This is a genomic window from Allobranchiibius sp. CTAmp26 (assembly GCF_017565405.1).
Taxonomy (GTDB): Bacteria; Actinomycetota; Actinomycetes; order Actinomycetales; family Dermatophilaceae; genus Allobranchiibius.
In genome coordinates this window covers 38,361-63,309 of sequence record NZ_JAGEKR010000004.1, presented here as the reverse complement: position 1 = coordinate 63,309, position 24,949 = coordinate 38,361, and the positions used below count along the sequence as shown (strand labels likewise).

Annotated in this window: 21 protein-coding genes; 10 read left to right on the top strand and 11 right to left on the bottom strand. The window is 70.0% G+C overall.

Features of this window, described 5'->3' with window-relative positions; all coding sequences use genetic code 11:
• The first annotated feature begins 38 nt into the window (after nucleotides 1-38).
• Genes J4030_RS03135 through J4030_RS03125 form a run of 3 tightly spaced genes read left to right on the top strand, consistent with a single transcriptional unit; the run spans nucleotide 39 to nucleotide 2,400 of the window.
• Entirely contained in the window at nucleotides 39-704 is a 666-nt protein-coding gene (locus J4030_RS03135) for an MBL fold metallo-hydrolase (protein WP_208047750.1), read from the top strand.
• A complete protein-coding gene (locus J4030_RS03130; protein ID WP_208047749.1) occupies nucleotides 698-1,489 on the top strand; it encodes an NlpC/P60 family protein in 792 nt (263 codons plus the stop codon). Before J4030_RS03135 ends, J4030_RS03130 begins: the two co-directional genes overlap by 7 nt.
• Nucleotides 1,486-2,400 carry a DMT family transporter gene (locus tag J4030_RS03125; protein ID WP_208047748.1) on the top strand — a complete coding sequence of 305 codons (915 nt, stop codon included), beginning with the start codon at nucleotides 1,486-1,488 and terminating at the stop codon, nucleotides 2,398-2,400. Before J4030_RS03130 ends, J4030_RS03125 begins: the two co-directional genes overlap by 4 nt.
• A gap of 101 nt (nucleotides 2,401-2,501) precedes the next feature.
• On the opposite strand, the gene J4030_RS03120 is transcribed toward J4030_RS03125, so the two are convergent.
• Complete coding sequence (locus J4030_RS03120; protein WP_208047747.1) at nucleotides 2,502-3,839, bottom strand: PLP-dependent aminotransferase family protein; 1,338 nt, start codon at nucleotides 3,837-3,839, stop codon at nucleotides 2,502-2,504.
• Nucleotides 3,840-3,899: 60 nt separating this feature from the next.
• Here J4030_RS03120 and J4030_RS03115 point away from each other — a divergent pair, with 60 nt between their 5' ends.
• Genes J4030_RS03115 through J4030_RS03105 form a run of 3 tightly spaced genes read left to right on the top strand, consistent with a single transcriptional unit; the run spans nucleotide 3,900 to nucleotide 8,161 of the window.
• Nucleotides 3,900-5,390: a CoA-acylating methylmalonate-semialdehyde dehydrogenase gene (locus J4030_RS03115; protein WP_208047746.1), complete on the top strand. Its 1,491-nt coding sequence runs from the start codon at nucleotides 3,900-3,902 to the stop codon at nucleotides 5,388-5,390.
• Entirely contained in the window at nucleotides 5,387-6,787 is a 1,401-nt protein-coding gene (locus J4030_RS03110; RefSeq protein ID WP_208047745.1) for an aspartate aminotransferase family protein, read from the top strand. Before J4030_RS03115 ends, J4030_RS03110 begins: the two co-directional genes overlap by 4 nt.
• Nucleotides 6,788-6,790: 3 nt before the next feature.
• Nucleotides 6,791-8,161 (top strand): FAD-binding oxidoreductase, encoded by a 1,371-nt coding sequence (locus J4030_RS03105; RefSeq protein WP_208047744.1) that lies wholly within the window; start codon nucleotides 6,791-6,793, stop codon nucleotides 8,159-8,161.
• 98 nt (nucleotides 8,162-8,259) lie between these two features.
• Here J4030_RS03105 and uvrB read toward each other — a convergent pair whose 3' ends face one another.
• Nucleotides 8,260-10,374, bottom strand: a complete 2,115-nt coding sequence (gene uvrB / locus J4030_RS03100; RefSeq protein WP_208047743.1) for an excinuclease ABC subunit UvrB — start codon at nucleotides 10,372-10,374, stop codon at nucleotides 8,260-8,262.
• A 64-nt stretch (nucleotides 10,375-10,438) separates the two neighbouring features.
• Between uvrB and J4030_RS03095 the strand changes: the two genes are divergently transcribed.
• Complete coding sequence (locus tag J4030_RS03095) at nucleotides 10,439-11,767, top strand: sodium:proton antiporter (RefSeq protein ID WP_208047742.1); 1,329 nt, start codon at nucleotides 10,439-10,441, stop codon at nucleotides 11,765-11,767.
• Between the two features lie 60 nt (nucleotides 11,768-11,827).
• Nucleotides 11,828-12,418 carry a CHAP domain-containing protein gene (locus J4030_RS03090; protein WP_208047741.1) on the top strand — a complete coding sequence of 197 codons (591 nt, stop codon included), beginning with the start codon at nucleotides 11,828-11,830 and terminating at the stop codon, nucleotides 12,416-12,418.
• A 35-nt stretch (nucleotides 12,419-12,453) separates the two neighbouring features.
• Here J4030_RS03090 and J4030_RS03085 read toward each other — a convergent pair whose 3' ends face one another.
• The 3 genes from J4030_RS03085 to coaE all read right to left on the bottom strand — a co-directional run bounded on the left by J4030_RS03085 (nucleotide 12,454) and on the right by coaE (nucleotide 15,695).
• Nucleotides 12,454-12,984: an SHOCT domain-containing protein gene (locus J4030_RS03085; RefSeq protein WP_208047740.1), complete on the bottom strand. Its 531-nt coding sequence runs from the start codon at nucleotides 12,982-12,984 to the stop codon at nucleotides 12,454-12,456.
• Between the two features lie 62 nt (nucleotides 12,985-13,046).
• Complete coding sequence (locus J4030_RS03080) at nucleotides 13,047-14,444, bottom strand: MFS transporter (RefSeq protein ID WP_208047792.1); 1,398 nt, start codon at nucleotides 14,442-14,444, stop codon at nucleotides 13,047-13,049.
• 48 nt (nucleotides 14,445-14,492) lie between these two features.
• Nucleotides 14,493-15,695 carry a dephospho-CoA kinase gene (coaE, locus tag J4030_RS03075; RefSeq protein ID WP_208047739.1) on the bottom strand — a complete coding sequence of 401 codons (1,203 nt, stop codon included), beginning with the start codon at nucleotides 15,693-15,695 and terminating at the stop codon, nucleotides 14,493-14,495.
• A gap of 46 nt (nucleotides 15,696-15,741) precedes the next feature.
• Here coaE and J4030_RS03070 point away from each other — a divergent pair, with 46 nt between their 5' ends.
• Nucleotides 15,742-16,491, top strand: coding sequence for an SDR family NAD(P)-dependent oxidoreductase (locus J4030_RS03070; RefSeq protein ID WP_208047738.1), 750 nt, complete (start codon nucleotides 15,742-15,744; stop codon nucleotides 16,489-16,491).
• Nucleotides 16,492-16,495: 4 nt separating this feature from the next.
• On the opposite strand, the gene J4030_RS03065 is transcribed toward J4030_RS03070, so the two are convergent.
• The 5 genes from J4030_RS03065 to rpsA all read right to left on the bottom strand — a co-directional run bounded on the left by J4030_RS03065 (nucleotide 16,496) and on the right by rpsA (nucleotide 22,534).
• Nucleotides 16,496-17,689, bottom strand: coding sequence for an ABC transporter ATP-binding protein (locus J4030_RS03065; RefSeq protein WP_208047737.1), 1,194 nt, complete (start codon nucleotides 17,687-17,689; stop codon nucleotides 16,496-16,498).
• 4 nt (nucleotides 17,690-17,693) lie between these two features.
• The gene (locus tag J4030_RS03060; protein ID WP_208047736.1) at nucleotides 17,694-19,028 is read right to left on the bottom strand and encodes an ABC transporter substrate-binding protein; all 1,335 of its coding nucleotides are present in this window, start codon (nucleotides 19,026-19,028) and stop codon (nucleotides 17,694-17,696) included.
• A 31-nt stretch (nucleotides 19,029-19,059) separates the two neighbouring features.
• Nucleotides 19,060-19,950, bottom strand: coding sequence for a carbohydrate ABC transporter permease (locus J4030_RS03055; RefSeq protein WP_208047735.1), 891 nt, complete (start codon nucleotides 19,948-19,950; stop codon nucleotides 19,060-19,062).
• Nucleotides 19,947-20,876 (bottom strand): carbohydrate ABC transporter permease, encoded by a 930-nt coding sequence (locus J4030_RS03050; RefSeq protein ID WP_208047734.1) that lies wholly within the window; start codon nucleotides 20,874-20,876, stop codon nucleotides 19,947-19,949. The genes J4030_RS03055 and J4030_RS03050 overlap by 4 nt, the downstream gene beginning before the upstream one ends.
• A gap of 152 nt (nucleotides 20,877-21,028) precedes the next feature.
• Nucleotides 21,029-22,534 (bottom strand): 30S ribosomal protein S1, encoded by a 1,506-nt coding sequence (gene rpsA / locus J4030_RS03045; RefSeq protein ID WP_208047733.1) that lies wholly within the window; start codon nucleotides 22,532-22,534, stop codon nucleotides 21,029-21,031.
• Between the two features lie 171 nt (nucleotides 22,535-22,705).
• Here rpsA and J4030_RS03040 point away from each other — a divergent pair, with 171 nt between their 5' ends.
• Nucleotides 22,706-23,548: a class I SAM-dependent methyltransferase gene (locus J4030_RS03040; RefSeq protein ID WP_208047791.1), complete on the top strand. Its 843-nt coding sequence runs from the start codon at nucleotides 22,706-22,708 to the stop codon at nucleotides 23,546-23,548.
• Between the two features lie 399 nt (nucleotides 23,549-23,947).
• Here J4030_RS03040 and J4030_RS03035 read toward each other — a convergent pair whose 3' ends face one another.
• On the bottom strand, nucleotides 23,948-24,946 hold the full coding sequence (locus J4030_RS03035) for a UDP-glucuronic acid decarboxylase family protein (protein ID WP_208047732.1): 999 nt from the start codon (nucleotides 24,944-24,946) through the stop codon (nucleotides 23,948-23,950).
• Nucleotides 24,947-24,949 lie beyond the last annotated feature (3 nt).

Sequence of the window (24,949 nt, the reverse complement as noted above, 5' to 3'; positions counted from 1 at the left end):
GCTGTGCGCCGGTCCCGTCCCGAAGGAGAACACGCCCGATGGCTTACGACGGCAGGACGACACCCGGCAGACCCGCCCTGGTGCGCGAGCTCGACGGGGTGACGATCCGCAAGCTCGCGGTCTCCTCGATGGACAACAACGTGTACCTGGTGACGGCGACCGGATCCGGAGCGTCCGTGCTCATCGACGCCGCGGCCGACTGGCCGGCCATCGAGGCGATGGTCCGGGAGAGCGGCGCCCGGGTCGAGGCGATCGTGACCACCCACCGGCACGGTGACCACACCAGCGCGCTCCCCGACGCGGCGCGCGCCCTGCGTGCCCGCACGTACGCCGGTGACCCCGACGCCGACCACCTCCCGATCCCGGTCGACGTACGGCTCGAGGACGGAGACACGGTGCAGGTCGACGGCCTCTCCCTCGAGGTGGCCCTGTTGCGCGGGCACACCTCCGGCTCGGTGGTGCTGACCTACGCGGACCCGCACGGCCACGACCACGTCTTCACCGGCGACACGCTCTTCCCCGGAGGGGTCGGCGCGACGAGGAACAACGACGATCAGTCGTTCCCGCAGCTCATCGACGACGTCGAGCAGCGCATCTTCGCCCGGCACGGCGATGCGGCCTGGGTCTACCCGGGCCACGGCGACGACACCACGCTCGGTGCCGAGCGGCCCCACCTGCCGCAGTGGCGGGAGCGCGGATGGTGAGTGGCCTGGGCGACTCGCTCCGGCCTGTCACCGCACCGGGTCGCCCGGCCCTCGTGCGTACGCCGATCAGCGGGCTCTGGCTCACGGCGACCTCCCCGCGGGTGATCGACGCCCCCGTCCTCGACACCTCCCCCGACCACGACCGGTGGCTCGCGGCCATGGACGACCAGGCCGAGCCGATGGCCGGCCGACTCGGACTCGAGGGCCGTCTGGAGACCGAGGTGCTGCAGGGCGAGGCCGTCGAGGTGCACGACCTGCACGGCGACTGGGCGTTCGTGACCTGCCCGGAGCAGCCGTCACACAAGAACCCGCGCGGCTACCCGGGGTATCTGCGGGCGGACCACCTGGACCTCGACGGCGCCGACGATGCCGTCGTCGTCACCGATCGCGCGCCCACCACCGGCGCGACCTCGGTCGATCGGGCCGCGTTCCTTGATGCCGTGCGGGCCCACGTGGGCGTGACCTACCTGTGGGCCGGGTTGTCCCCGCTCGGGCTGGACTCCTCGGGCCTCGTGCACCTGCCCCTTCGCGGGCTGGGGGTGCTGTTCCCGAGGGACTGCTCCGACCAGGCCCGGCAGTGCGCCCCGATCGACCCCGCCGACGTGGCTCCCGGCGACCTGCTCTTCTTCGCGCGTCCCGGCGCCGAACCGGACCATGTCGGGATCGTGTCCGCCCCCGGACGGATGCTGCACGCGCCGCAGGCCGGACGTGTCGTCGAGGAGGACGTCCCGCCGGACCTGGTCGAGACCCTGGCCGGAGCCGGCCGGATCAGCGCGCTGGAGTGAGGGCCCTCGCCGGGTACCGACCGCCCCCGCCTGCCCTCGTCCTCACCGCGGTGGTGTCGGTGCAGTTCGGCGGAGCGCTCGCCTCCACCCTCGTCCCGACGATCGGCGCCTTCGGATCGGTGGGCCTGCGACTCGGATTCGCCGCGGTGCTGCTGTGCGCCCTCGGCCGGCCGACGTTGCGGGGCCGTAGCCGCGCCGACTGGCGGGTGGTCACGGCGTACGCCGCGACGCTTGCCACGATGAACGTCTGCTTCTACGCAGCCATCGCGCATCTGCCCCTCGGTGTCGCGGTGACGTGCGAGTTCGTGGGCCCGCTCAGCCTGTCCGCCGTGCTGTCGAGGCGCTGGCAGGACGCGGCCGCGGTGCTGTGCGCCGTCGGCGGCGTGCTCCTGGTGTCCGGTGCCCTGACCACGCCGTGGTCGCGGCTGCCGGTGACCGGTGTGCTGCTGGCGCTGGCCGCGGGCGCCTGCTGGGCGGCGTACATCGTCGCCTCGGGCGCGACCGGGGCGCGCTTCGCCTCCCTCGACGGACTGGCGATCGCACTGGCGATGGGCACCGTGGTCGTGCTGCCGATCGGGGTATGGCGGGCCGGTGACGCCCTCTACTCGGGCGAGTCACTGCTGAAGGGCTTCGGGATCGCCCTGCTCTCCTCGGTGCTGCCGTACTCGCTGGAGCTGCTCGCCCTGCGCCGGCTCGCGGCGCACGTGTTCGGGGTCCTGATGAGCCTGGAGCCCGCCGCCGGCGCCCTCGCAGGGCTGCTCGTGCTGGGTCAGCGGTTGAGCGTGCTCGAGCTGGTGGGCATGGCGCTCGTCGTGCTCGCGAGCGTGATCGTGCTCGGTGCCGCCCGCCGTCCGGGGTCGAGCGCTCCGGACGGTGGCTCGGGGGTGCCCGAGGGCCTCACGCCGGCCTGAGCCTCTCGGGCTCAGCGACGCCGACCGTGGCACAGGTATGACCGAGAGACACACGTCGACCTGTGGCTCTCGGACGCACCTGTGTCACGGTGAGAAACGACTCAGCGTGGTCCGGCCCAGGCGGATGCACCCGCCGCGTCGACCAGATCGTGCACCAGCCGCTCGTGCCCGTCCCGCACGAGCCCGGTGGTGATGCGCAGGTGGGCGTGGTCGTCGGCAAGCACATGGAACGGGCTGCCGGCCGCCGCCGCGATCCCCCGCCCGGCCAGGTGCACCAGCGCCGCGGCCTCGTCCTGCACGGGCAACCAGATGTTGAGGCCGTCGGTACCCGTCACAGGTACGCCGGCTTCGGCCAGTCCCCCGACGAGGGCGGACCGCCGACGTGCGTACTCCCGACGTGCGGCGTCGACCTGCCACACCGCCGCGTCGTCGTTCAGGAGCTCCACGAGCACCGCCTGCAGCAGCCTGCTGGTCCACCCCTGGCCGAGCAGGCGACGCTCGGAGATCGGGTCGATCCGGGCGGCGGGTCCGCTCATCGCCGCGAGGCGCAGGTCCGGGCCGTGCGATTTGGAGAAACTGCGGATGTGCAGCACCCGTTCGGGCAGCCACCGGCCGAGGCTGAGGGGTGCGGCACTCGCTATGGCACCGGCCGAATCGTCCTCCACCACCAGCACGTCGAACCCGGCCAATGCGGCGGCGATCGCTGCCGCACGCTCCGCGGTCAGGCACACGCCGGTCGGGTTGTGAGCACGGGGCTGCAGGAAGATCGCGGTGACGCGACGGCGTACGGCGGCCCGGACCGACTCGACCGTGGGGCCGTGGGCGTCCATCGCCAACCCGAAGGACCGCATCCCGTACGCGTCGAGCAGGTCGAGCATCGGCGGGAAGCAGGGATGCTCCACGGCGACGGTGTCCCCCGGTTCGAGATGCACCGCCACGATCAGATCCAGCGCGTCCATCGCCCCGTCGGTGACGGTCAGCTGCTCGGCGTCGTACGGCCAGTCCCCGCGCAGCACCTCCCGCAGCTGCGGCAGCACCGGGTCGTCGAGGTAGCTGCCCCGGCTCCCCGAGTGCGGCACTGCGCGCAGCGCCGCGTCGAGCAACGGCAGCAGCTGCGGATCCGGCACTCCGGTCGACACATCGAGGGAGAACGTCGCCCGACCGCGCAGCGCACGGCGGTACCTGGTGGGGCCCGGGGCTCCGAGCGCGGTCACCGTGGTCCCCCGTCGGCCATCGGTGCGGATCACCCCGCGCCGCGCCAGCATCGACCACGCCGCGCTGACCGTTGTCGGTGACAGCTGCAGGTCAGAGGCGACCGTGCGGATGGGCGGCAGCCGGTCGCCCTTGCGCAGCCGCCCGTCGCCCACTGCTTCGGACAGGGCCAGCGCCAGACCCCGGCTGGAGTAATCCTGTAGATCCACCACAGCACGGAAGCTCACGTTTTGTAACGTAACAGTGGAGGGTTTGTACGACGCGCCTAACGACCTATCGTCGCCGGTATGACGACGCGCATCTCACACTGGATCGACGGCTCCGTCACTGAGGGGACATCCGCCCGGGTCGGGCCGGTCTACAACCCCGCGAGCGGTGAGCAGACCGGCGAGGTGGAGCTGGCGAGCGCGGACGACGTACGCACCGCCGTCGCCTCCGCGGCACGGGCGGCTGCGGAGTGGCGGCATGCGTCGCTGTCCACCCGCGCCGCGGTGCTCTTCGCGTTCCGCGAACTGCTGCACGACAGCCTGGACGAACTGGCCGACATCGTGACCTCGGAGCACGGCAAGGTGCACAGCGACGCCGTCGGCGAGATCTCCCGCGGCCTGGAGAACGTCGAGTACGCCACTGGGGTGCCCAACCTGCTCAAGGGCGGGTTCTCCGAGCAGGCCTCCTCCGGAGTCGACGTCTACTCGATCCGCCAGCCGCTCGGCGTCGTCGCGGGCATCACGCCGTTCAACTTCCCGGTGATGGTGCCGCTGTGGATGTGCGCGGGCGCCATCGCGGCCGGCAACGCGTTCGTGCTGAAGCCGAGCGAGAAGGACCCGTCGGCGTCGCTCTTCCTGGCCCGGCTGTGGCAGCGGGCGGGGCTGCCCGACGGCGTCTTCACCGTCGTCCACGGTGACAAGGAGGCCGTCGACACCCTCCTCACCCACCCGGACGTCAGCGCGCTGAGCTTCGTGGGGTCCACGCCGATCGCGCGGTACATCTACGAGACCGGCACCGCCGCCGGCAAGCGGGTGCAGGCGCTCGGCGGCGCGAAGAACCACATGGTCGTGCTGCCCGACGCCGACCTCGAGGTGGCTGCGGATGCGGCGGTCTCCGCGGCGTACGGCGCCGCCGGCGAACGCTGCATGTCGATCTCCGTGGTGGTCGCCGTGGGCGACTCGGCCGATCCGCTGGTCGAGGCGATCGCACAGCGACTGCCCGACGTGACCGTCGGCGACGGCGCGAAACCGGACACCCAGATGGGTCCGCTCATCACGGCGGCCCACCGCGACAAGGTGGCCTCGTACATCGCGGCCGGTGCCGACGAGGGCGCCACCCTCGTCGTCGACGGCCGCGAGGCGGAACTGCCCGCCGACGGGTTCTTCCTCGGTACGACGCTGCTGGACCACGTGAGCCCGACCATGTCGGTCTACACCGACGAGATCTTCGGGCCGGTGCTCTCCGTGGTGCGCGTCGACACCTACGACGACGCGCTCGAGCTGGTCAACAGCCACGAGTTCGGCAACGGCACGGCCATCTTCACCCGCGACGGCGGCGCGGCGCGCCGCTTCCAGTACGACGTGCAGGTCGGGATGGTCGGCATCAACGTCCCGATCCCGGTGCCTGTCGCGTCGTACTCCTTCGGCGGCTGGAAGGCGTCGCTCTTCGGCGACAACCACATGTACGGCCCCGAGGGGCTCGCGTTCTACACCCGCGGCAAGGTGGTCACCTCGCGGTGGCCCGACCCGGCCACCTCCACCGTCGATCTGGGATTCCCGAGGACACGATGACCGACAGCATCCTGCGCGACACCGCCACGTCCACCGACCCCACGAGTCTGCTCGGCCGGGGCGACGAGGCGCAGGTCCGCGCCGACGACCGCCACGTCTTCCACTCCTGGTCGGCGCAGGCGGCGATCGACCCGCTGCCCATCGAGCACGCCCAGGGGTCCTACTTCTGGGACTACACGGGCAAGCGCTACCTCGACTTCTCCAGCCAGCTGGTCAACATGAACATCGGCTACCAGCACCCGCGACTGGTCGCGGCGATCGTGGAGCAGGCACAGCGGCTGTGCTCGATCCAGCCCGCGTTCGCCAACGACGTACGCGGCGAGGCGGCCCGGTTGATCGCCGAGCGCGCGCCCGACGGCCTGAACACCGTCTTCTTCACCAACGGCGGCGCCGACGCCAACGAGAACGCCGTCCGGATGGCGCGGCTGCACACCGGGCGGCAGAAGGTGCTCGCCGCCTACCGCAGCTACCACGGCTCGACCGCCGGTGCGATCTCACTCACCGGCGACCCGCGTCGCTGGCCCTCCGAGCCCGCCGTCCCCGGCACGGTCCGCTACTTCGGGCCCTACCTCTACCGGTCGGCGTTCCACGCCACGACCGAGCAGGAGGAGTGCGACCGCGCCCTGGCCCACCTGCGGGAACTGGTCATGCTCGAAGGACCGCACACCATCGCAGCCCTCGTCCTGGAGACGGTCGTCGGCACGAACGGGATCCTCGTCCCGCCCGCGGGTTACCTCGACGGCGTGCGCGCGCTGTGCGACGAGCACGGCATCCTGCTGATCGCCGACGAGGTGATGTGCGGTTTCGGCCGGTGCGGTGAGTGGTTCGCCGTCGACCACTGGAAGGTCACTCCCGACCTCATCACCTTCGCCAAGGGCGTCAACTCCGGCTACGTCCCCATCGGCGGGGTGCTCATCAGCGATGCCGTCGCCGGCACCTTCGCCGACCGCCCGTTCCCCGGCGGCCTCACCTACTCCGGACACCCCCTGGCCTGCGCGTCCGCGGTCGCGTCGATCCGGATCTTCGAGGACGAGGGCATCCTGGCCAACGCGCGGATGCTCGGCCAGGACGTCATCGCACCCGGTCTGGCCGAGCTGGCCGCGAGGCACCCGAGCATCGGCGAGGTCCGCGGCCTCGGGGTCTTCTGGGCGATCGAGCTGGTCCGGGACCGCGAGACCCGTGAGCCCCTGGTGCCGTTCAACGCCGCCGGCGCGGACGCGGCGCCGATGACACAGTTCGCGGCGGCCTGCAAGAGCGAAGGGCTCTGGCCGTTCACCCACTTCAACCGCACCCACGTCGTGCCGCCGTGCACGAGCACGCCGGAGGAGGTGCGCGAGGGCCTGGAGATGCTGGACGTCGCGCTCGAGGTGGCCGACCGGCATACGACGGGCGCCTGACCGGTGGACGTCTCCGCCACCTGGCGCGACGCGTCGACCACGCCCTACTGGCTGGACACTCCCGATCGCCCGGCCGCACGGTCCGCTCTGACCGCCGACACCCACACAGACCTCCTCGTCGTCGGAGGCGGGTTCTCCGGGCTGTGGACCGCGCTGCTGGCCAAGGAGCGCGACCCCGACCGCGACGTGCTGTTGGTCGAGGGCGACCGGATCGGATGGGCCGCGTCGGGGCGCAACGGCGGGTTCTGCTCGGCGAGCCTCACCCACGGGCGGGACAACGGCGCACAGCGCTTCCCCGACGAGATCGAGACCCTGGAGCGGTTGGGCCGGGAGAATCTGGCGGCGATCGGCGAGACGGTGCAGCGTTACGGCATCGACTGCGACTACCACCTGCGTGATTCCCTGACGGTGGCCACCGAGCCCTACCAGGTGCGCGAGATGCGGGATGCGGCAACGGGTTTCCTCGACCAGGACGCTGTACGAGCCCGCTTGGACTCCCCCACGTTCCTCGGCGGGTACGTCGAGGAGGGTGACCTCGCGCTCGTCGATCCGGCGCGCCTCGCGTGGGGCCTGGCGGACGCCGCGGAGCGGCTGGGGGTGCGGATCGCGGAGCACACGAGGGTCAGCGATCTGGCGAAGGACGGCGACCGGATGAGGCTGCGGACCGACGGCGGGCGGACGATCACCGCGGCGCATGTCGCGCTCGGCACCAACGCCTTCCCGTCGCTCGTCAAACGGGTGCGGCTGCACACCGTGCCGGTCTACGACTATGTGCTGATGACCGAGCCGCTCTCCGACGCTCAACTGGCCTCGATCGGCTGGGCCGGGCGCGAGGGTGTCGACGACGCCGGCAACCAGTTCCACTACTACCGGATGACCGCCGACCGGCGGATCCTCTGGGGCGGGTACGACGCGATCTACCACTTCGGGCGGGCGGTGCGCCCGGCGTACGACCAGCGCACCGACACGTTCGAGATCCTGGCGCGGCAGTTCTTCGCCACTTTCCCGCAGCTGGAGGGGTTGCGCTTCAGCCACCGCTGGGGCGGCGCGATCGACACCTGCACCCGGTTCTTCGCGTTCTTCGGCACGGCGTACGACGCCCGGGTGTCCTACGCGCTCGGGTACACCGGGCTCGGCGTCGGGGCGACCCGGTTCGGCGCCCGGGTGATGCTCGACCTGTTGAGCGGCGCCCATACCGAGCTCACCGAGTTGGCGATGGTGCGGACGAAGCCGCTGCCCTTCCCGCCGGAGCCCTTGGCGTACGCCGGCATCCAGGCCACCCGTGTCGCGCTGGCCGCGGCGGACCGCCACGAGGGCAAGCGCAACCTCTGGCTCCGTGGTCTGGACAAGGTCGGTCTCGGCTTCGACTCCTGATCTCTCCGTCGAGCGGAGGGGTCCGCGCCCGAGCGGAGGGGTCGTAACCCCTCCGCTCGTTGCCGGACCCCTCCGCTCGACGAGAAGGAACCGGTGGGTCAGCGGGTCGCGGCCGTCATCTGCCGCAGCTCCTTCTTCAGGTCACCGAGCTCGTCGCGCAACCGTGCGGCCAGTTCGAAGTGCAGGTCGGTCGCGGCCTGGTGCATCTGGTCGGTCAGGTCCTGGATGAGCGTGGCCAGCTCCCCGGCGGGGACACCGGTCACCGTGGCCACGCCGCCCTCGGCCTTCGCGCCGCCGATCCGCTTGCTGGACTTCCCCTGCTTGGCGCTCTTGCCGCGCGACTGCACCCGCCCGCTGCCCATCAGCGCGTCGGTGTCGGCATCCTCGCGCTGCAGCAGATCGGTGATGTCCGCGATCTTCTTACGCAGCGGCTGCGGGTCGACGCCCGCCGCCAGGTTGTAGGCCACCTGCTTCTCCCGGCGCCGGCTGGTCTCGTCGATGGCGTCGCGCATCGACGGGGTGACCTTGTCGGCGTACATGTGCACCTGGCCCGACACGTTGCGCGCCGCACGGCCGATGGTCTGGATGAGCGAGCGGGCCGACCGCAGGAAGCCCTCCTTGTCGGCGTCCAGGATGCTCACGAGCGACACCTCGGGCAGGTCGAGACCCTCGCGCAGCAGGTTGATGCCGACCAGCACGTCGTACTCGCCCATCCGCAGCTCGCGCAGCAACTCCACCCGGCGCAGGGTGTCGACCTCGGAGTGCAGGTAGCGCACCCGCACGTCCTTCTCCAGCAGGTAGTCGGTGAGGTCCTCGGCCATCTTCTTGGTCAAGGTGGTGACCAGGATCCGCTCGTCGCGCGCGGACCGCTCACGGATCTCGTGCAGCAGGTCGTCGATCTGGCCCTTCGTCGGCTTCAGCACGATCTCGGGGTCGATCAGCCCGGTGGGGCGGATCACCTGCTCGACCACGCCGTTCGCCTTCGCGACCTCGTAGTCGCCCGGCGTCGCCGACAGGTATACCGTCTGACCGGTGCGCTCCAGGAACTCCTCCCACTTCAGCGGCCGGTTGTCCATCGCGCTCGGCAACCGGAACCCGTGGTCGACCAGCTGCCGCTTGCGGGACATGTCGCCCTCGTACATCGCGCCGATCTGCGGCACGGTCTGGTGGGACTCGTCGATGACCAGCAGGAAGTCCTCGGGGAAGTAGTCGAGCAGGCAGTTGGGCGCCGACCCCGGCCCGCGCCCGTCGATGTGCCGGGAGTAGTTCTCGATGCCCGAGCACGACCCGACCTGGCGCATCATCTCGATGTCGTACGTCGTGCGCATCCGCAGCCGCTGCGCCTCCAGCAGCTTGCCCTGCTTCTCGAACGACTCCAGCTGGGACTCCAGCTCCGCCTCGATGCTGGAGATCGCGCGCTCCATCCGCTGCGGGCCGGCGACGTAGTGAGAGGCCGGGAAGACGTACATCTCCTCCTCCTCGTGCACCACCTCGCCGGTGAGCGGATGCAGGGTGTAGATGCGCTCGATCTCGTCACCGAAGAACTCGATCCGGATCGCCAGCTCCTCGTAGACCGGGATGATCTCCACCGTGTCGCCGCGCACCCGGAAGGTGCCGCGGGTGAAGGCCAGGTCGTTGCGGGTGTACTGCATCTGCACGAACCGGCGCAGCAGGTCGTCGCGGTCGATGACCTGCCCGATCTTCAGCCGGGCCATCCGGTCGACGTACTCCTGCGGAGTGCCCAGGCCGTAGATGCACGACACCGACGCCACCACGATCGCGTCGCGCCGGGTCAGCAGCGAGTTGGTCGCGCTATGCCGCAGTCGCTCCACCTCCTCGTTGACCGAGGAGTCCTTCTCGATGTAGGTGTCCGTCTGGGCGATGTACGCCTCGGGCTGGTAGTAGTCGTAGTAGGACACGAAGTACTCGACGGCGTTGTTGGGCAACAGCTCCCGGAACTCGTTCGCCAGCTGCGCCGCCAGGGTCTTGTTGGGCGCCATCACCAGCGTCGGGCGCTGCACCTGCTCGATCATCCACGCCGTGGTGGCCGACTTGCCGGTGCCGGTGGCGCCCAGCAGCACCACGTCCTGCTCGCCGGCCTTGACCCGTTTGGTCAGGTCGGCGATCGCCGTCGGCTGGTCGCCGCTCGGGCTGAACTCGGAGACGACCTCGAAGGGCGCGACGCGGCGCTTGAGGTCGGTGACGGGACGCATGCGTCAACCGTACGACGCCCCACCGACAAGACCTCCCCACACGGCATTTGGGAGACTGTCACCCGTGATCATCCCCGTCGTCTACCTCATCGTCGGGGTGGCCCTGCTGCTCGGCGTCCTGCTGCCGGCCTTCACGACGGGCCGCGCGATCTCGGCTCCGGTCATCCTGGTGGCGGCGGGCGCCCTGGTCGGCCTTTTGCCCTTCCCCGCGGGCCTGTCCCTTGACCCCGTGAACCACCCCGCGGTCACCGAGCACCTGACCGAGATCACCATCCTGATGGCCCTGACCGGGGTGGGCCTGGCGCTGGACCGGCCGCTCACCCACCTGCGTTCCACCTGGCGCCGCTGGGGGACGACGTGGCGGCTGCTCCTCATCGCGATGCCCCTTGCGATCGCAGGGACGGCGCTGCTGGGCTGGTGGCTGCTCGGGCTGATCCCGGCCGCAGCCGTCCTTCTCGGCTCCGTGCTCGCGCCGACCGATCCGGTCCTGGCCGCCGAGGTCCAGGTCGAAGGCCCCACGACGCTGTCGGGATCGGATCCCGACGACGGGGAGGGCTTCGCCGAGGCCGACATCGACGAGAAGGACGAGGTGCGCTTCGCGCTGACGTCCGAGGCCGGCCTCAACGACGGGGCGGCGTTCCCGTTCGTCTACGCCTCGATCTTCCTGCTCACCATGGGGTCGGCCGGCCACTGGTGGGTGCGTTGGATCGGTTGGGAGGTCGTCGGCAAGACCGTCGTCGGCATCGCGGCCGGGTGGGCCGTCGGACGGCTGCTGTCCCTGGTGGCGTTCCGGATCCGCGAGTCCGTGCAGATCTCCCGCATCGGCGATCCACTGCTGATCGTGGCGGCACCGCTGATCGCGTACGGCGTGGGCGAGCTGGTGCACGGATGGGGCTTCCTGTCGGTCTTCGTCTCCGCGATCACCCTGCGCAGCTGCGACCGGTCCAACCAGTACCACGACGCGATGCACGGAGTCATCGAGCGCCTCGAGCGGCTCTTCACCCTCGTCGTGCTGCTCCTCCTCGGCGCATCGCTGACGAACGGGTTGTTGACGTCCTTGACCTGGCAGGGCGCCGCGGTCGCGTTCATGCTCATCTTCGTGATCCGTCCGGTGACCGCCTGGATCGCGCTGTGGCACCCCCGCGGGGAGGACTTCGACGACGAATCGGTCCTCGGCCCACGCGAACGACTCGTGACCGCCTTCTTCGGCGTGCGCGGTGTCGGCAGCATCTACTACCTTGCGTACGCCACCGGTCACCACGCGTTCCCCGAGGCCGAGGACCTGTGGTCGATCGTCGCGTTCACCATCGTGCTCTCGGTGGTCGTCCACGGGGTGTCGGCCAGCCCGATCATCGGTCGGCTCGAGCGCCGGCGTGAGGCCGTCCTCGCCTGACGCCTGCTGTTGCGACGCGTTACGCCTGCGAACCACGCCGGTCGTCGTACGCTCACCGGCATGTCGACATCCGCATCGCCGAGCACCCGGGGTCGGTCCGTGCTGCTGGCGGCGGTCCTCGTGGTCGCGCTCGTGGTGGGCGTCGGCGGTTACGTCGGGTGGCGGGCGCTCCACCCCGGGAGGGGCACCTTCCCGACCGTCGCCTCCGATCTGACGCCCCGGCAGCGCTCGATCCTGACGGTGGCGCGCACCGAGTGGGAGCACCCCGGCCCGGCCACGAAGTACTCGAACGGCATCGAGGAGAACTGGTGTGCCGACTTCGTCAGCTGGGTGCTGCGACGTGCGGGCTATCCGATGAGCAATCCCAACTCCGGGTCGTGGCGGATCCCCGGCGTGCTCACGCTGCAGTCCTACCTGACGAAGGCGGGCCGGTTCCGAGCCGTCGGTGACGGATACACACCGCGGCCCGGCGACATCGTGATCTACGACGGCGGCGGATTCGGCCAGCACACCAATCTGGTGGTGGCAGTCCGTGGCGACACCGTCGCGACGGTCGGCGGCAACCAGAGCGTCGGCATGGCCCGGTCCGGTATCACGGTGCGCGAGTCCCCGTTGGACGGCGCCGGCGTCGTCGGGTACGGCGTCGCCTGACCGCAGTGCTGCGGGTCGCTCGGGGCCGGGCGATCTCAGATCGAGTCGAGGATCGCGGTGCGACGGATCTGGTACTCCTCTGGCGAGATCGCGCCCTCATCGAGCAGCTCCTGCAGGGTGCCCAACCGGTCGGACGCCGTGGGTGGGGCCGCGGACCGCTGCGCCTTCGCGACACTGCTCGCGACGTACGCCGCCGAGAGGGCGCTGTTGTCGATCAGCGCGACCGCGGTGGCCGTGTCGGGGTCCAGGCCGGCGTCGCGAGCAGACCGCCTCACCCAGATCACGGTGAACACCGCGGCGATGAGGCCGAACATGATCACCGCCACCATCACGCCGACGAACGTGCCGGCGATCCCACTCCCGCTGCTTGCGTCCGGGTAGCTCACGGTCCAGTTCGTTCCGTCGGCGCTGTCGCAGGTCGGCAGGTCACCATTCGCGTTGGCCTCGAAACACGATGCCGGCGGATCGGACGGGCCCGCCGCGAGAGCGGTCGAGCCGGGCCCGGCGAGCACCAGAAGGAGAAGAAGGACCAGTCCCCCGATGAAAGCCGCACCCCGTCGCCGCATGGCGGTGAGCATAGGGCTCGCCGCACCTGAACGGGCCGAATACGGCGTATCCGCGCTCGAATTCAGACGGTGGCGGCCTCGTACGACGTACGGCGGGCCCGCTCCCCCGTCGTGACGAACGCCATCGCAAACAACGCCACACCGCAGCCGGCCATCACCCACCACCCCGCGTGGCTCGCCGACGCCAGCGAGACCCGCAGCGGACCGGTCAGCCGTGCCGACGCCAGAGCGCCGAACACGGCCACTCCGAGCGCGGATCCGACCTGCCGGCTCGTCGAGGCGATCGCGGCCGCGACGCCGGACTGCTCCCTCGGCATGCCCGAGACGGCGGCGTTCGTGATGGGCGCGTTGAGGAACCCGAAACCGATGCCGAATCCGAGATAGGCCGCCCCCAGCACCAGCAACGAGGTGTCGGTGCGCAACGTGGTGAGGATCAACGCACTGACGGTGAACCCGACACCCGCCACGATCATCGACACCCGGGGTCCGATCCGCCCGACGAGTCGTCCGGACAGCGGTGCGCAGACTGCGATCATCCCGGCCATCGGCAGCGTCATCAGCCCGGCATGCACCGGAGACATCCCCCGCGCCTGTTGTAGATAGAGGGTGTTGACGAAGAGGAACCCGCCGAGCGACGCGAAGCCGAGGATCGCGCAGACGACGGCCCCGGTGAACGGGACGCTGCGGAAGAAGCCGAGCTCGATCAGCGGCTGCTTGCGGCGCGGCTCCACGACACCGATCGCGACCGCACAGCCGACCGCGACCGCCGCGCACAGGAGCACCCGCCCCGACGTCCAGCCGAGATCGCGGCCCTCGATGATGCCGTAGGTGAGGCTCGCGAGCAGCCCGATCACCAGCACCTGGCCCACCGGATCGAGCCGGCGCGCCGTGGCGGCCCGTGACTCGGGGACGAAGCGCGCGGCGAGCACGGCGGCCAGCGCCACGATCGGCACGTTGATCCAGAAGATCGCCTTCCAGCCCACCGCGTCCACCAGCCCGCCGCCCACCACGGGGCCGAGCGCCATGCTGAGACCGACCGTGCCGCCCCATACCCCGATGGCCTGAGCACGTTCGCGGGCTTGGGTGAACGTGTTGGTGATGATCGACATCGCGACCGGGTTGAGCATCGAACCGCCGACGGCCTGCACGCCGCGCGCGCCGATGAGCATCGGGGCGCTCACCGACAGCGAGCAGAGCAGGGAGCCGGCTCCGAACAGCACCAGACCGACCTGGAAGACCTTGCGTCGGCCGATCCGGTCGGCGACCGACCCGGACAGCATCAGGAGACTCGCGAGGACCAGGGTGTAGGCGTCGAGCACCCACTGCAGCTGCGAGAACGACGCATGCAGGTCGTTGCTGATGGACGGCAGCGCAAGGTTCACCGCGGTGACGTCGATGCCCACGACGAACAGGCTCATGCAGCAGATGCCGAGCACCAGGATCCGACGGCGCCGACTCATCTCCACGTCGGCCACCGTATGCCCGTGGCCTGACAGCGGCGCCGCGGGTCAGCTCGGCGACCACCCCGTCGACCGTGCCCACTCCCGCGCCCGCGGCAGGGCTCGCGCGTACCAGCGCTCGATCGCGGCGGGGTAGTCGTGCGACGAGAACTGGTGCGCGACCGTCGACTTCAGCTCGGAGTACGCCGCCCGCTCCCCTGCGTCGGCGCGCAGCCAGTCGCGGAACGACAGCACCGCCCGGGCTCCGGGGGATCCGTCCTCGCGCACGTGCACGCGCACGACGTCGCACGGATCGGCGCCGCCGGCCCGCAGCGTGCGCCAGTCGGCCGGACGCGGCGCCCAGTCGTGCGGTCGATCCTGGTCGGCCCGCAGTCCGACGACCGCGGCGGCCCGCAGCGCACCCGGCAGCGCGTCGGCCCGGTCCTGCAGGTGGTGCATCCGCACCTGGACGTCGACCACGTCCCGGGCGACCAGCCCGGGGACGGCCGTCGAGCCGACGTGCTCGAGACCCGCGTACGGGATGTCGGCAGCGTCCAGTTGGTGGCGGATGCGCGCGATGACCCGTGCCGCCCGGGCGGCCCACTCGGGCCGGTGTTCGTGCAGCACCACCGTGGCACAGGTCTCCCGCAGCACCGGACGGTCCGCGCGTAGGTTGCCGTCGAACGGCGCCAGTCGCTCGTCCCAGAGCGCGGCGACCCGGTCGGCCAACTGCTCCTGCGTGCCGTCGTTGTCGATCCAGGAGTCCGCCACCGCGTGCCGCGCGGCGTCGTCGGCCTGCGCCTCGATCCGGGCGCGCGCATCCTGTTCGCTCATCCCGCGGTCGCGCACGACGCGCTGCACCCGGGTCTGTTCACTCGCCCCGACCACGACGGTCAGATGGTTCATCGGCGCCAGCCCCATCTCCACCAGCAGCGGCTGGTCGTGGATCACGATGGCGTCGGGGCCGGCCTGTTCGATCAGCTCGCGGGTGCGGACCCCGATCAGAGGATGGGTGATCTGCTCCAGGTCGCGTCGCGCGGCGGGATCGGCGAAGACGATCGCACCCAGCGCCGGGCGGTCCAGGGACCCGTCCGAGGCGAGCACCGCCCGCCCGAAACGGTGCTCGATCTGCGCCAGACCTGGCGTGCCCGGCTCGACCACCTCCCGGGCGACCCGGTCGGCGTCCACGACGACCGCACCGCGCTCGGCCAAGAGACCGGAGACCGAGGACTTCCCCGATCCGATCCCACCCGTCAGACCCACCCGCAGCACACCCAAAGCGTATAGGCGGCTGGAAGGGCCCTGATTGGATGCAGGGATGACCCGACGCATCATCGTGACCGGCGGTGGCACCGGCATCGGCCTGGCCATCGCGCGACGACTCCTTCCCGAACACCCCGAGCTCATCCTGGTCGGCCGTCGCGAGCAGCCGCTCGCCAAGGCCGCCACGGCGCTGCAGGACGCCGACGCGCACAGCCGCGTGACGACCTACTCCTGCGATCTCACCGACCCGGACGCGGTCAGCGACCTCGCCGGCCGCATCGCGGGCGGCGGCGTCGTCGACGTCCTCGTCGCGAACGCCGGCGGCAACCTCGGGCTGGCCACCGGCGATCTGCACCAGGTGGCCGCCAGCTGGCGCGCCGACTTCGACGGCAACGTGCTGCCGACGGTGCTGCTCACCGAGGCCCTCCTCGACGCGTTCGCCCGGCCCGGTGGCCGCATCGTGGCGATGAGTTCGGTCGCGGCGCTGCGCGGCAGCAGCTCGTACGGCGCGGCCAAGGCAGCCGTGAACGCCTGGGTGCTGTGGATGGCCGGCCGACTCGCGAAGGACGGAATCACCGTCAACGCGGTCGCACCGGGCTTCGTGCCGGACACCGACTTCTGGCGCCCGCGCATCGAGGCCGACCCCGGCATCGTGGCCAACCGGGTCGCCCCGATCCCGATGGGACGTCCCGGCACCCCCGAGGAGGTCGCCGAAGCCGTCGCCTATCTGGCGGCACCGGACGCCGGCTGGACGACCGGGCAGATCCTGCAGGTCAACGGCGGCACCGTGCTCGGCCGAGGTTGACCCGCTACTTCTGCAGGAAGTCCGCCCGCGACGCACCGTGCGTGCCCGAGGAGCTGCCGAGCCGTTCCCCGGACTCGCTGTCGAAGAGCAGCACCTCCTGCGGGAGCGGGACCACGTGCAGCACGTCGCCCACGGAGGGTCGGTGCTCACGTCCGAGCCGCACCGTCAGCCCCGCGCTTTCGGCACCGGCAGCCCCGGGTGTCTGGTCGCCGCCGTCGACCGGGTCCACGGCCGGCACCGCGGTGCCGGTCGGGTGATCGGGGTGCCCGTATACGAACGACTCCGATCCCAGCGACTCGACGATGTCGACCGTGAGGCGCAGCGCACCCGGAGCGCCCGCCGACGCGACGGTCCAGGACTCCGGGCGCACACCCACCTGCACGCTGTCCGCATCGCCCACCGCGGAGCGCTCGAGCGGCACCGACGCTCCGTACAGGTCGGCAGCACCACCGCGGACGTCGCAGCGCACCAGGTTGATCGCCGGCGACCCGATGAAACCGGCCACGAACGTGTTGACCGGCCGGCGGTAGAGCTCCTCCGGTGTGGCCACCTGCTGCAGCACGCCGTCGCGCAGCACGGCGACCCGGTGGCCCATCGTCATGGCCTCGACCTGGTCGTGCGTCACGTAGACGGTCGTGACCTCCAGGCGGCGCTGCAGCGCGGCGATCTGCGCGCGGGTGGACACCCGCAGCTTGGCGTCCAGGTTGGACAGCGGCTCGTCCATGCAGAAGACCTTCGGGTCACGCACGATCGCGCGTCCCATCGCGACCCGCTGACGCTGACCGCCGGACATCTGCCCCGGGCGGCGGTTCAGCATCTGCTCCAGCTCCAGGATCTTCGCCGCCTCGTGCACCCGCCGGGCCGTCTCGTCCTTGCTCACCCCGGAGTTGCGCAGCGCGAAACCCATGTTGTCCGCGGCCGACATGTTCGGGTAGAGCGCGTAGCTCTGGAACACCATGGCGATGTCCCGGTCCCGTGGGCGTACGCCGGCCTGGTCGTGCCCGTTGATCAGGATCCGGCCGCGGTCGACCGGTTCCAGGCCCGCGAGCATCCGCAGGGTCGTGGACTTGCCGCACCCCGACGGACCCACCAGGACGAGGAACTCCCCGTCCTGGATGTCCAGCGTCAGCGCATCGACCGACGGGTGGTCGTTGCCCTTGTGCAGACGGCTCGCTTCGTCGAAGTAGACACTCGCCATCTGATCAGGCCTTCAACAGGGGTTTGACCTGGGTGTTGTACGCAGCGGTCGTCGACGCGTCCAGCTCCTTGAACGTCGAGGTGACATCCGAACCCGCGACGATCTTGTCCAGCGCCTGACCGATGCGCGCGCCGCCACCGGGCACGAACACGCGCGCGTACGCTTGCGGCCGGGTCTTGGGCAGCTGGGTCACCGCGAGCGCGTACTCCGGGTTCTTGGCGAGGTACGCCTTCTCGGCCGAGTCGTCCAGCGCCGACTTGCGCACCGGCATGTAGCCCGTCGCCTGGCTGAAGGTGATGGTGCTCTGCGCGTTGGTCATGAACTCGATGAACTTGATCGCGTTCTTCTTACGCGCATCGGAAATGCCCTGCGGGATCGCGAGCCCGGCGCCACCGGTCGGACACGTCTTGATGCCGTTCGGGGCCGGCACGAACGCCACGCCGAGCCCGAACTTGCCGTCCTTCTGGATGCCGGAGATGTCACCGGTGGACTCCAGCAGCACCGCACCGAGGCCTGCGGAGAAGTCGCTCTGGGAATCGGCCGACGTCTTGAGGTACTTCTTCTTGGCCCAGCCCTGCAGCACCTGGCCGGCCTTGACGGTGCCCGCCTCGGAGAAGGTGGGGGTCCACTTGTCGGAGTAGCCGCCGCCGTAGGACCAGGCGATGCACTGGAAGGTCCAGTCCAGGTAGTCCGACCCGTCGTCGAGGATGATCGGCGCCTTGCCGGAGCCCAGCGCCTTCTGCAGGGCGGGGCACCACGAGGTGAACTCGTCCCAGTCCTTCGGGCCACGGTCGGGCAGGCCGGCCTTCTTCCAGACGTCCTTGTTGTAGTAGAAGAGCGGCGTGGAGCGGGAGTAGGGCAGCGCGTAGTGCTCGCTGCCCTGGAAGTTGTAGTCGGCGTAGAGCGAGTCCACGTAGTCGGAGGAGCTGAGGCCGTTGGCCGCCAAGAGCGCAGCGACGTCCGCGAGTCGCTTGTTCAACGCGAAGTTGAACCAGGTGACGTCGGAGACCACGACGACGTCCGGTTGGTTGCCTCCGCCCAGCGCGGCGTTGAACTTCTGGCCGACCTCCTCGTAGTTCTTCCCGGCGTCGACGAGTTTGACCTTCAAGCTGGGGTTCTTCTTCTCGAAGCCGGCGATCAGCTTCTGTTCGGTGGCCTTCGACATGGCGGGGTGGTTGCTCCAGAACTCGATCTGGCTGCTGTTCCCGCCACCCCCGCCGCCCGAGCTGCCGCTGTTGGTGCTCGTGCTGCCGCCCGTCCCGGCACAGGCCGCCAGTCCGCCTGCCACCGCGATTCCGCCGGCCGCGGTCAACAGTCCACGGCGAGTCATGTCAGTCATGGGGTGTCTCTCTTTCTGAGGGATCTTCAGGTCAGCCTTTGACCGCACCGGCGGTCAGGCCCTTGATCATGTGGCGCTGCAGGACGAGGAAGACGATCAGGACGGGCAGCATCGCGAGCACGGTCGCGGCCATGACGGGGCCCCAGTTGGTGATCCCGTCAGTGGTCTGCAGGAGGGTCAGGCCGACCGGCAGAGTGCCGGTGCGTGAATCGTCAGACATCAGGAACGGCCAGAGGTACTCGTTCCATTCGTTGACGATGGTGATGATCGAGAACGCGACCAGGGTGGGCCAGGACATCGGCAGGGCCACCCGCCAGAGCAGCTTGAGAGGCCCGGCGCCGTCCAGCCGCGCGGCCTCGATGATCTCGGTGGGGATGGACAGGAACTGGTTGCGCATCAGGAACGTCCCGAACGCCACGCCCGCCAGCGGGATGATGATCCCTTGGAAGGTGTTGCGCCAGCCCAGCTGGCTGACCAACGCGTAGTTGGAGATGACGGTGATCTGGTTGGGCACCATCAGGGCGGCGATCACCACGATGAAGACGAGGTTGCGGCCCGGGAAACGCAACAGCGACAGCGCGTATGCGGAGAGCACGCCGAGGACGATCTTGGTCGCCGACAGGACACCCGTGATGATCAGCGAGTTGCGCAGGTAGCTCCCGAACGGGATGCCGAACACGGCGTTGTGATAGCCGTCCGTCGTCGGATGTTTCGGCCACCACTCGGCCGGCTGCGTGAAGATGTCCGGCCGTTGCTTGAAGGACGTCACCACGACCCAGAAGAGGGGCACCGCGACCACCAGGAGCGTGATGACCATCGCGAGGTAGCCGAACGTCTTCAGCGCCGGGCCGCTGTGGCTCATCGCCTCGGCGTTGTGGACCTCGGTACGTCGGGCGCGGATGCGCTTGGTCATCGTGCTCATGTCTGCCGCCCCCGGTCCATCAACCGCACCTGCACCAGCGTGACCACCAGCAGGAACACGAACATGATCGTCGCGATAGTCGCGCCGTACCCGGCCTGGCTGTTGACGAAGGTCTCCTTGTAGACCTGGTAGACCATGGTCGCCGTGCCGTAGCCCTGCGGCCCGCCCCGCGTCATCACGTTGATGATGTCGAAGACCTGCACCGAGTTCAGCAGCACGGTGATCGACAGGAAGTACGTCGTGGGCCGCAGCTGCGGCAGCAGCACCTTCGTGAATCGGCGCCAGGGCGATGCCCCGTCGATCTCGGCCGCCTCGTCCAGGTCGGCCCGGCGGCCCTGCAGGGCGGCGAGGTAGATGACGAAGGTGTAGCCGAGGTTCTTCCAGATGTAGGTGACGGTCACCATGAACAGCGCCCAGTGCGGCTGCTGGTAGAAGTCCGGCACCGTGACGCCGACCCGTTGGGCGAGGTCGCGGATCAGGCCGAAGTTGGGGTCGAAGACGAACTGGAAGGCGATGCCCACGGCCGCACCGGAGATCACGAACGGCGCGAACAGCACCGAGCGGACGATGTTGCGCCCGCGCAGTTTCTGGTCCAGCAGCATCGCCAGCGCGAGGCCGAGCACCATCGACACGCCGACCGTCGCCACGGTGAAGACCACGGTGTTGATCAACACCTGGTGGGAATTCGGGTCGTGCCACCAGCGCACGTAGTTGGCGGTCCCGATGTAGTGCGCGACCGGTGCGGAGATGTTCCAGCTGGTGAACGACAGCCGCACGTTGTCGATGAGCGGCCGGTAGGTGAAGACCACCAGCAGGACCAGGTTCGGCAGCAGGAGCAACCCTGCGAGGGTCCATTCGCCGATCGGGCGCCCACGCCGACGTGGCGGGTCGCCGACCGGGGCGGGCGGAACCGCGGCGCTCGTCACGATGAGCCAGTCTTCAGCGACCTGGTGACCACGAAGCGAACACTAGTGGACGGGCGCGCGGCACCTGGGGAAATCGTGAGTGGCGCGCGAAGGGCCCCGCCGGATGATCCGACGGGGCCCTTCACCTCGGGCCGGTGGCCCGAGAACTGCTATCAGTTGCCGGTCAACTTCTCCCGCAACGCGGCCAGAGCCTCGTCCGAGGCCAGCGTGCCCTCGGCCGGGACCGGTGCGCTGCTACCGCTGCTCGACGGGGTGGCCGAGCCGCCCTCGTCGTCGGAGGAGTCGTCAGCGCTGTCCGAGGAGTACGACGTGCCGGTCGCGGCACCCGCGGCGGCATCGGCGTCGTCCTTGCGAGCCTGCTCGATCTGCGCCTGGTGCGCCTCGTAGCGGGCGTGCGCCTCGGCGTACTGCTTCTCCCACTTCTCACGCTGCGCGTCGAAGCCCTCGAGCCACTCGTTGGTCTCGGAGTCGAAGCCCTCGGGGTACTTGTAGTTGCCCTGGTCGTCGTACTCCGCGGCCATGCCGTAGAGGGTCGGGTCGAACTCGGCGGCGCCGGCGGCGTCGTCGTTCGCCTGCTTCAGCGACAGCGAGATGCGGCGACGCTCCAGGTCGATGTCGATGACCTTGACGAAGACGTCGCGGCCGACGGTGACGACCTGCTCCGGGAACTCCACGTGACGCTCGGCGAGCTCGGAGATGTGCACCAGGCCCTCGATGCCGTCCTCGACCCGCACGAACGCACCGAAGGGCACCAGCTTGGTGACCTTGCCCGGCACGATCTGACCGATCGAGTGGGTCCGGGCGAAGTGCTGCCACGGGTCTTCCTGGGTCGCCTTCAGCGACAGGGAGACGCGCTCGCGCTCCATGTCGACGTCCAGCACCTCGACGGTGACCTCCTGGCCCACCTCGACAACCTCGCTCGGGTGGTCGATGTGCTTCCAGGACAGCTCGGAGACGTGCACCAGACCGTCGACGCCACCCAGGTCGACGAACGCGCCGAAGTTGACGATGCTGGAGACGACACCGGAGCGGACCTGGCCCTTCTGCAGCTCCTTGAGGAAGGAGGTGCGGACCTCGGACTGGGTCTGCTCGAGCCACGCACGGCGGGACAGGACCACGTTGTTGCGGTTCTTGTCCAGCTCGATGATCTTGGCCTCGATCTCCTTGCCGACGTACGGCTGCAGATCGCGCACGCGACGCATCTCCACCAGCGACGCGGGCAGGAAGCCCCGCAGGCCGACGTCCATGATGAGACCGCCCTTGACGACCTCGATGACCGTGCCGGTGACGACACCGTCCTCTTCCTTGATCTTCTCGATCGTGCCCCACGCGCGCTCGTACTGCGCACGCTTCTTGGACAGGATCAGACGGCCTTCCTTGTCCTCCTTCTGGAGGACGAGGGCCTCGATCTCGTCGCCCACGGAAACGACCTCGCCGGGGTCGACATCGTGCTTGATGGACAGCTCACGCGAGGGAATGACGCCCTCGGTCTTGTAACCGATATCGAGCAGGACCTCGTCCCGGTCGACCTTGACGATGACACCCTCGACGATGTCTCCGTCATTGAAGTGCTTGATCGTCGCGTCGATCGCGGCGAGCAGCTCCTCTTCCGATCCGATGTCGTTGATCGCGATCGGGGAGGTGGTGGTGGCAGTCATGTAGTAGGAAACCTTCGGGTGGGTGATAGTCGGAGTGTGCGGACGAACGGTGAAGACACGAACACGAACGGACGCGAGACGCCTGGGTCAGAAGGAGATCCGGTGACTTCCGGGATCGCTCCCGGCGACGCGATGGATCGGTCTGGCGAAGGTACGGCGCGCGGCACAGTCATGCGCTCTAACACTCTATCGAGCAGCGCACAGACCGGTCAAAACGGGGGGCCTGCCGACTCCGAGGTCGCGGACCACAATCGCGCCAACCGCGGATGGTGGGACGACGAGGCCGAGGCCTACTACGCGGAGCACGGCGCGTTCCTCGGCGACACCGACCTGGTGTGGGGGCCGGAGGGCTGGAGCGAGAGCGACCTGCGGATCTTCGGCGACCCCGCTGCGCTCGCGGACGCCGACCTGCTCGAGATCGGCGCAGGCGCCGCGCAGGGCGCGCGCTGGGCCAACCGGTACGCCGCGCGCGTGGTCGCGTCCGACCTGTCCGCCGGGATGCTGGCACGGGCCGCCACCCTGAACGAAGAGCACGGTGTGCCGCTCCCGCTGGTGCTGTGCGACGGCACCGCGCTCCCCTTCGCCGACGCGTCGTTCGATCTGGTCTTCACGGCGTACGGGGTGGTGCCGTTCGTGGCCGACTCCCAGGCGGTGATGCACGAGGCGGCGCGGGTGGTGCGACCAGGCGGCCGGTTCGTCTTCTCGACCACCCACCCGGTGCGCTGGGCCTTCCCGGACGTGCCCGGCCCCGAGGGCCTGCGGGCGGATCGCTCCTACTTCGACCGCACGCCGTACGTCGAGATGTCCGAGGACGGCACGGCGACGTACGCCGAGCACCACCGCACGCTGGGTGACCGGGTGCGCGAACTGCACGCCGCCGGTCTGGTGCTCGAGGACCTGATCGAGCCGGAATGGCCGGAGGACAACCGGCAGGTGTGGGGCGGGTGGAGCCCGACCCGCGGGGCCATCCTTCCGGGCACGGCGATCTTCGTGGCGCGTCTCCCACGGGCGTGAGTCCTGTGGCCGGGTCGAAGGCTCGTGCCGTGTCGATGGCCGCTGTTCGGTCTGGTCCTCAGGCGCCTGGAAGGGACTCGCTCGCTTCGGCCACCGCCCCCCGTCACCTCCCGCGTCGGAAAGTGACCGCAGCGCCGACAACCCACCCGGCAGCGAACGATGAGGGCACCGCGCGGGCCCTTGTGCGGCGGTGCCGTCGCGCGGACCAGCGGGAGGGCACCGCGCGGGCCCTTGTGCGGGCGGTGCCATAACTTGCGCAAGCCGACGGGAGCGCCCCTCGTCCAGGCCGCCTGAAAACCGGCATCCGCCGCGGGAAAGTGACCGCAGCGCCGACAACCCACTTGGCCGCCGTACGCCACCGCAGGAAAGTGACCGCAGCGCCGACAACCGACGCCGGGGTCAGGTGGTGGGGTGCTCCGGCCCGGCGAGGATCTCCTGGGTGGCCTCGGCCGACAGAGGCGGAGTGGCGGTCGCGTGAGCGCGGAACCAGGCGATGGTGCGCTGCAGGGCGTCCTCGATCGGCACCTGCGGCGACCAGCCCAGGATCTCCTCGGCCATCGTGGTGTCCGGACGACGCACCGTCGGGTCGTCGACCGGTCGCGCGATGTGCACCACCTGGGACTCGGACTCCGCGAGCTTCACGATCCAGTTCGCCAGGTCCACCATGGAGATCTCGTGCGGGTTGCCGATGTTAATCGGCCCCGAGTGGTCGCTGCGGGCCATCGCCAGGATGCCGGCGACCAGGTCGTCGACGTAGCAGATCGACCGGGTCTGCAACCCGTCACCGGAGACGGTCACCGGCTCGCCGGCCAACGACTGGCGGACGAAGTTGGGAATCGCGCGCCCGTCGTCGGGCCGCATCCGCGGGCCGAAGGTGTTGAAGATGCGCACGATCCCGGTGTTGACGCCGTAGGTCTGCCGGTAGGCGAGGGTGAGCGCCTCCCCGAACCGCTTCGCCTCGTCGTACACGCCGCGCGGACCGACCGGGTTGACGTGCCCCCAGTAGTCCTCGCGCTGCGGATGCACCAACGGGTCGCCGTACACCTCTGAGGTGGAGGCGAGGATCAGCCGCGCCGACTTGTCCCGGGCCAGCTCAAGGGCGTGCTGAGTGCCGTGCGAACCGACCAGCAGCGTCTCGATCGGCATCCGCAGGTAGTCGATCGGCGACGCCGGGCTGGCGAAGTGCAGCACCAGGTCGACCGGACCGTCGACCTCGAACCCGTGGCTGACGTCCCGCTCCAGCAGGGTGAACCGGCCGGTCGCGTGCAGGTGCTCGACGTTCGCCGCGCGCCCGGTGCAGAGGTTGTCGACCGCGACGACCTCGGCGCCGTCGGCCAGGAGGGCCTCACAGAGGTGTGATCCCAGGAAGCCGGCTCCGCCGGTGACGACAGCCCGCATCGG

Bases quoted from the DNA above. Each gene is read 5' to 3' on its own strand.
- J4030_RS03135 (WP_208047750.1), top strand. From the start codon at position 39: ATGGCTTACGACGGCAGGACGACACCCGGCAGACCCGCCCTGGTGCGC.
- J4030_RS03130 (WP_208047749.1), top strand. From the start codon at position 698: ATGGTGAGTGGCCTGGGCGACTCGCTCCGGCCTGTCACCGCACCGGGT.
- J4030_RS03115 (WP_208047746.1), top strand. From the start codon at position 3,900: ATGACGACGCGCATCTCACACTGGATCGACGGCTCCGTCACTGAGGGG.
- J4030_RS03110 (WP_208047745.1), top strand. From the start codon at position 5,387: ATGACCGACAGCATCCTGCGCGACACCGCCACGTCCACCGACCCCACG.
- uvrB (WP_208047743.1), bottom strand. From the start codon at position 10,374: ATGCGTCCCGTCACCGACCTCAAGCGCCGCGTCGCGCCCTTCGAGGTC.
- J4030_RS03090 (WP_208047741.1), top strand. From the start codon at position 11,828: ATGTCGACATCCGCATCGCCGAGCACCCGGGGTCGGTCCGTGCTGCTG.
- J4030_RS03085 (WP_208047740.1), bottom strand. From the start codon at position 12,984: ATGCGGCGACGGGGTGCGGCTTTCATCGGGGGACTGGTCCTTCTTCTC.
- J4030_RS03080 (WP_208047792.1), bottom strand. From the start codon at position 14,444: ATGAGTCGGCGCCGTCGGATCCTGGTGCTCGGCATCTGCTGCATGAGC.
- J4030_RS03070 (WP_208047738.1), top strand. From the start codon at position 15,742: ATGACCCGACGCATCATCGTGACCGGCGGTGGCACCGGCATCGGCCTG.
- J4030_RS03065 (WP_208047737.1), bottom strand. From the start codon at position 17,689: ATGGCGAGTGTCTACTTCGACGAAGCGAGCCGTCTGCACAAGGGCAAC.
- J4030_RS03060 (WP_208047736.1), bottom strand. From the start codon at position 19,028: ATGACTGACATGACTCGCCGTGGACTGTTGACCGCGGCCGGCGGAATC.
- J4030_RS03055 (WP_208047735.1), bottom strand. From the start codon at position 19,950: ATGAGCACGATGACCAAGCGCATCCGCGCCCGACGTACCGAGGTCCAC.
- rpsA (WP_208047733.1), bottom strand. From the start codon at position 22,534: ATGACTGCCACCACCACCTCCCCGATCGCGATCAACGACATCGGATCG.
- J4030_RS03040 (WP_208047791.1), top strand. From the start codon at position 22,706: ATGCGCTCTAACACTCTATCGAGCAGCGCACAGACCGGTCAAAACGGG.
- J4030_RS03035 (WP_208047732.1), bottom strand. From the start codon at position 24,946: ATGCGGGCTGTCGTCACCGGCGGAGCCGGCTTCCTGGGATCACACCTC.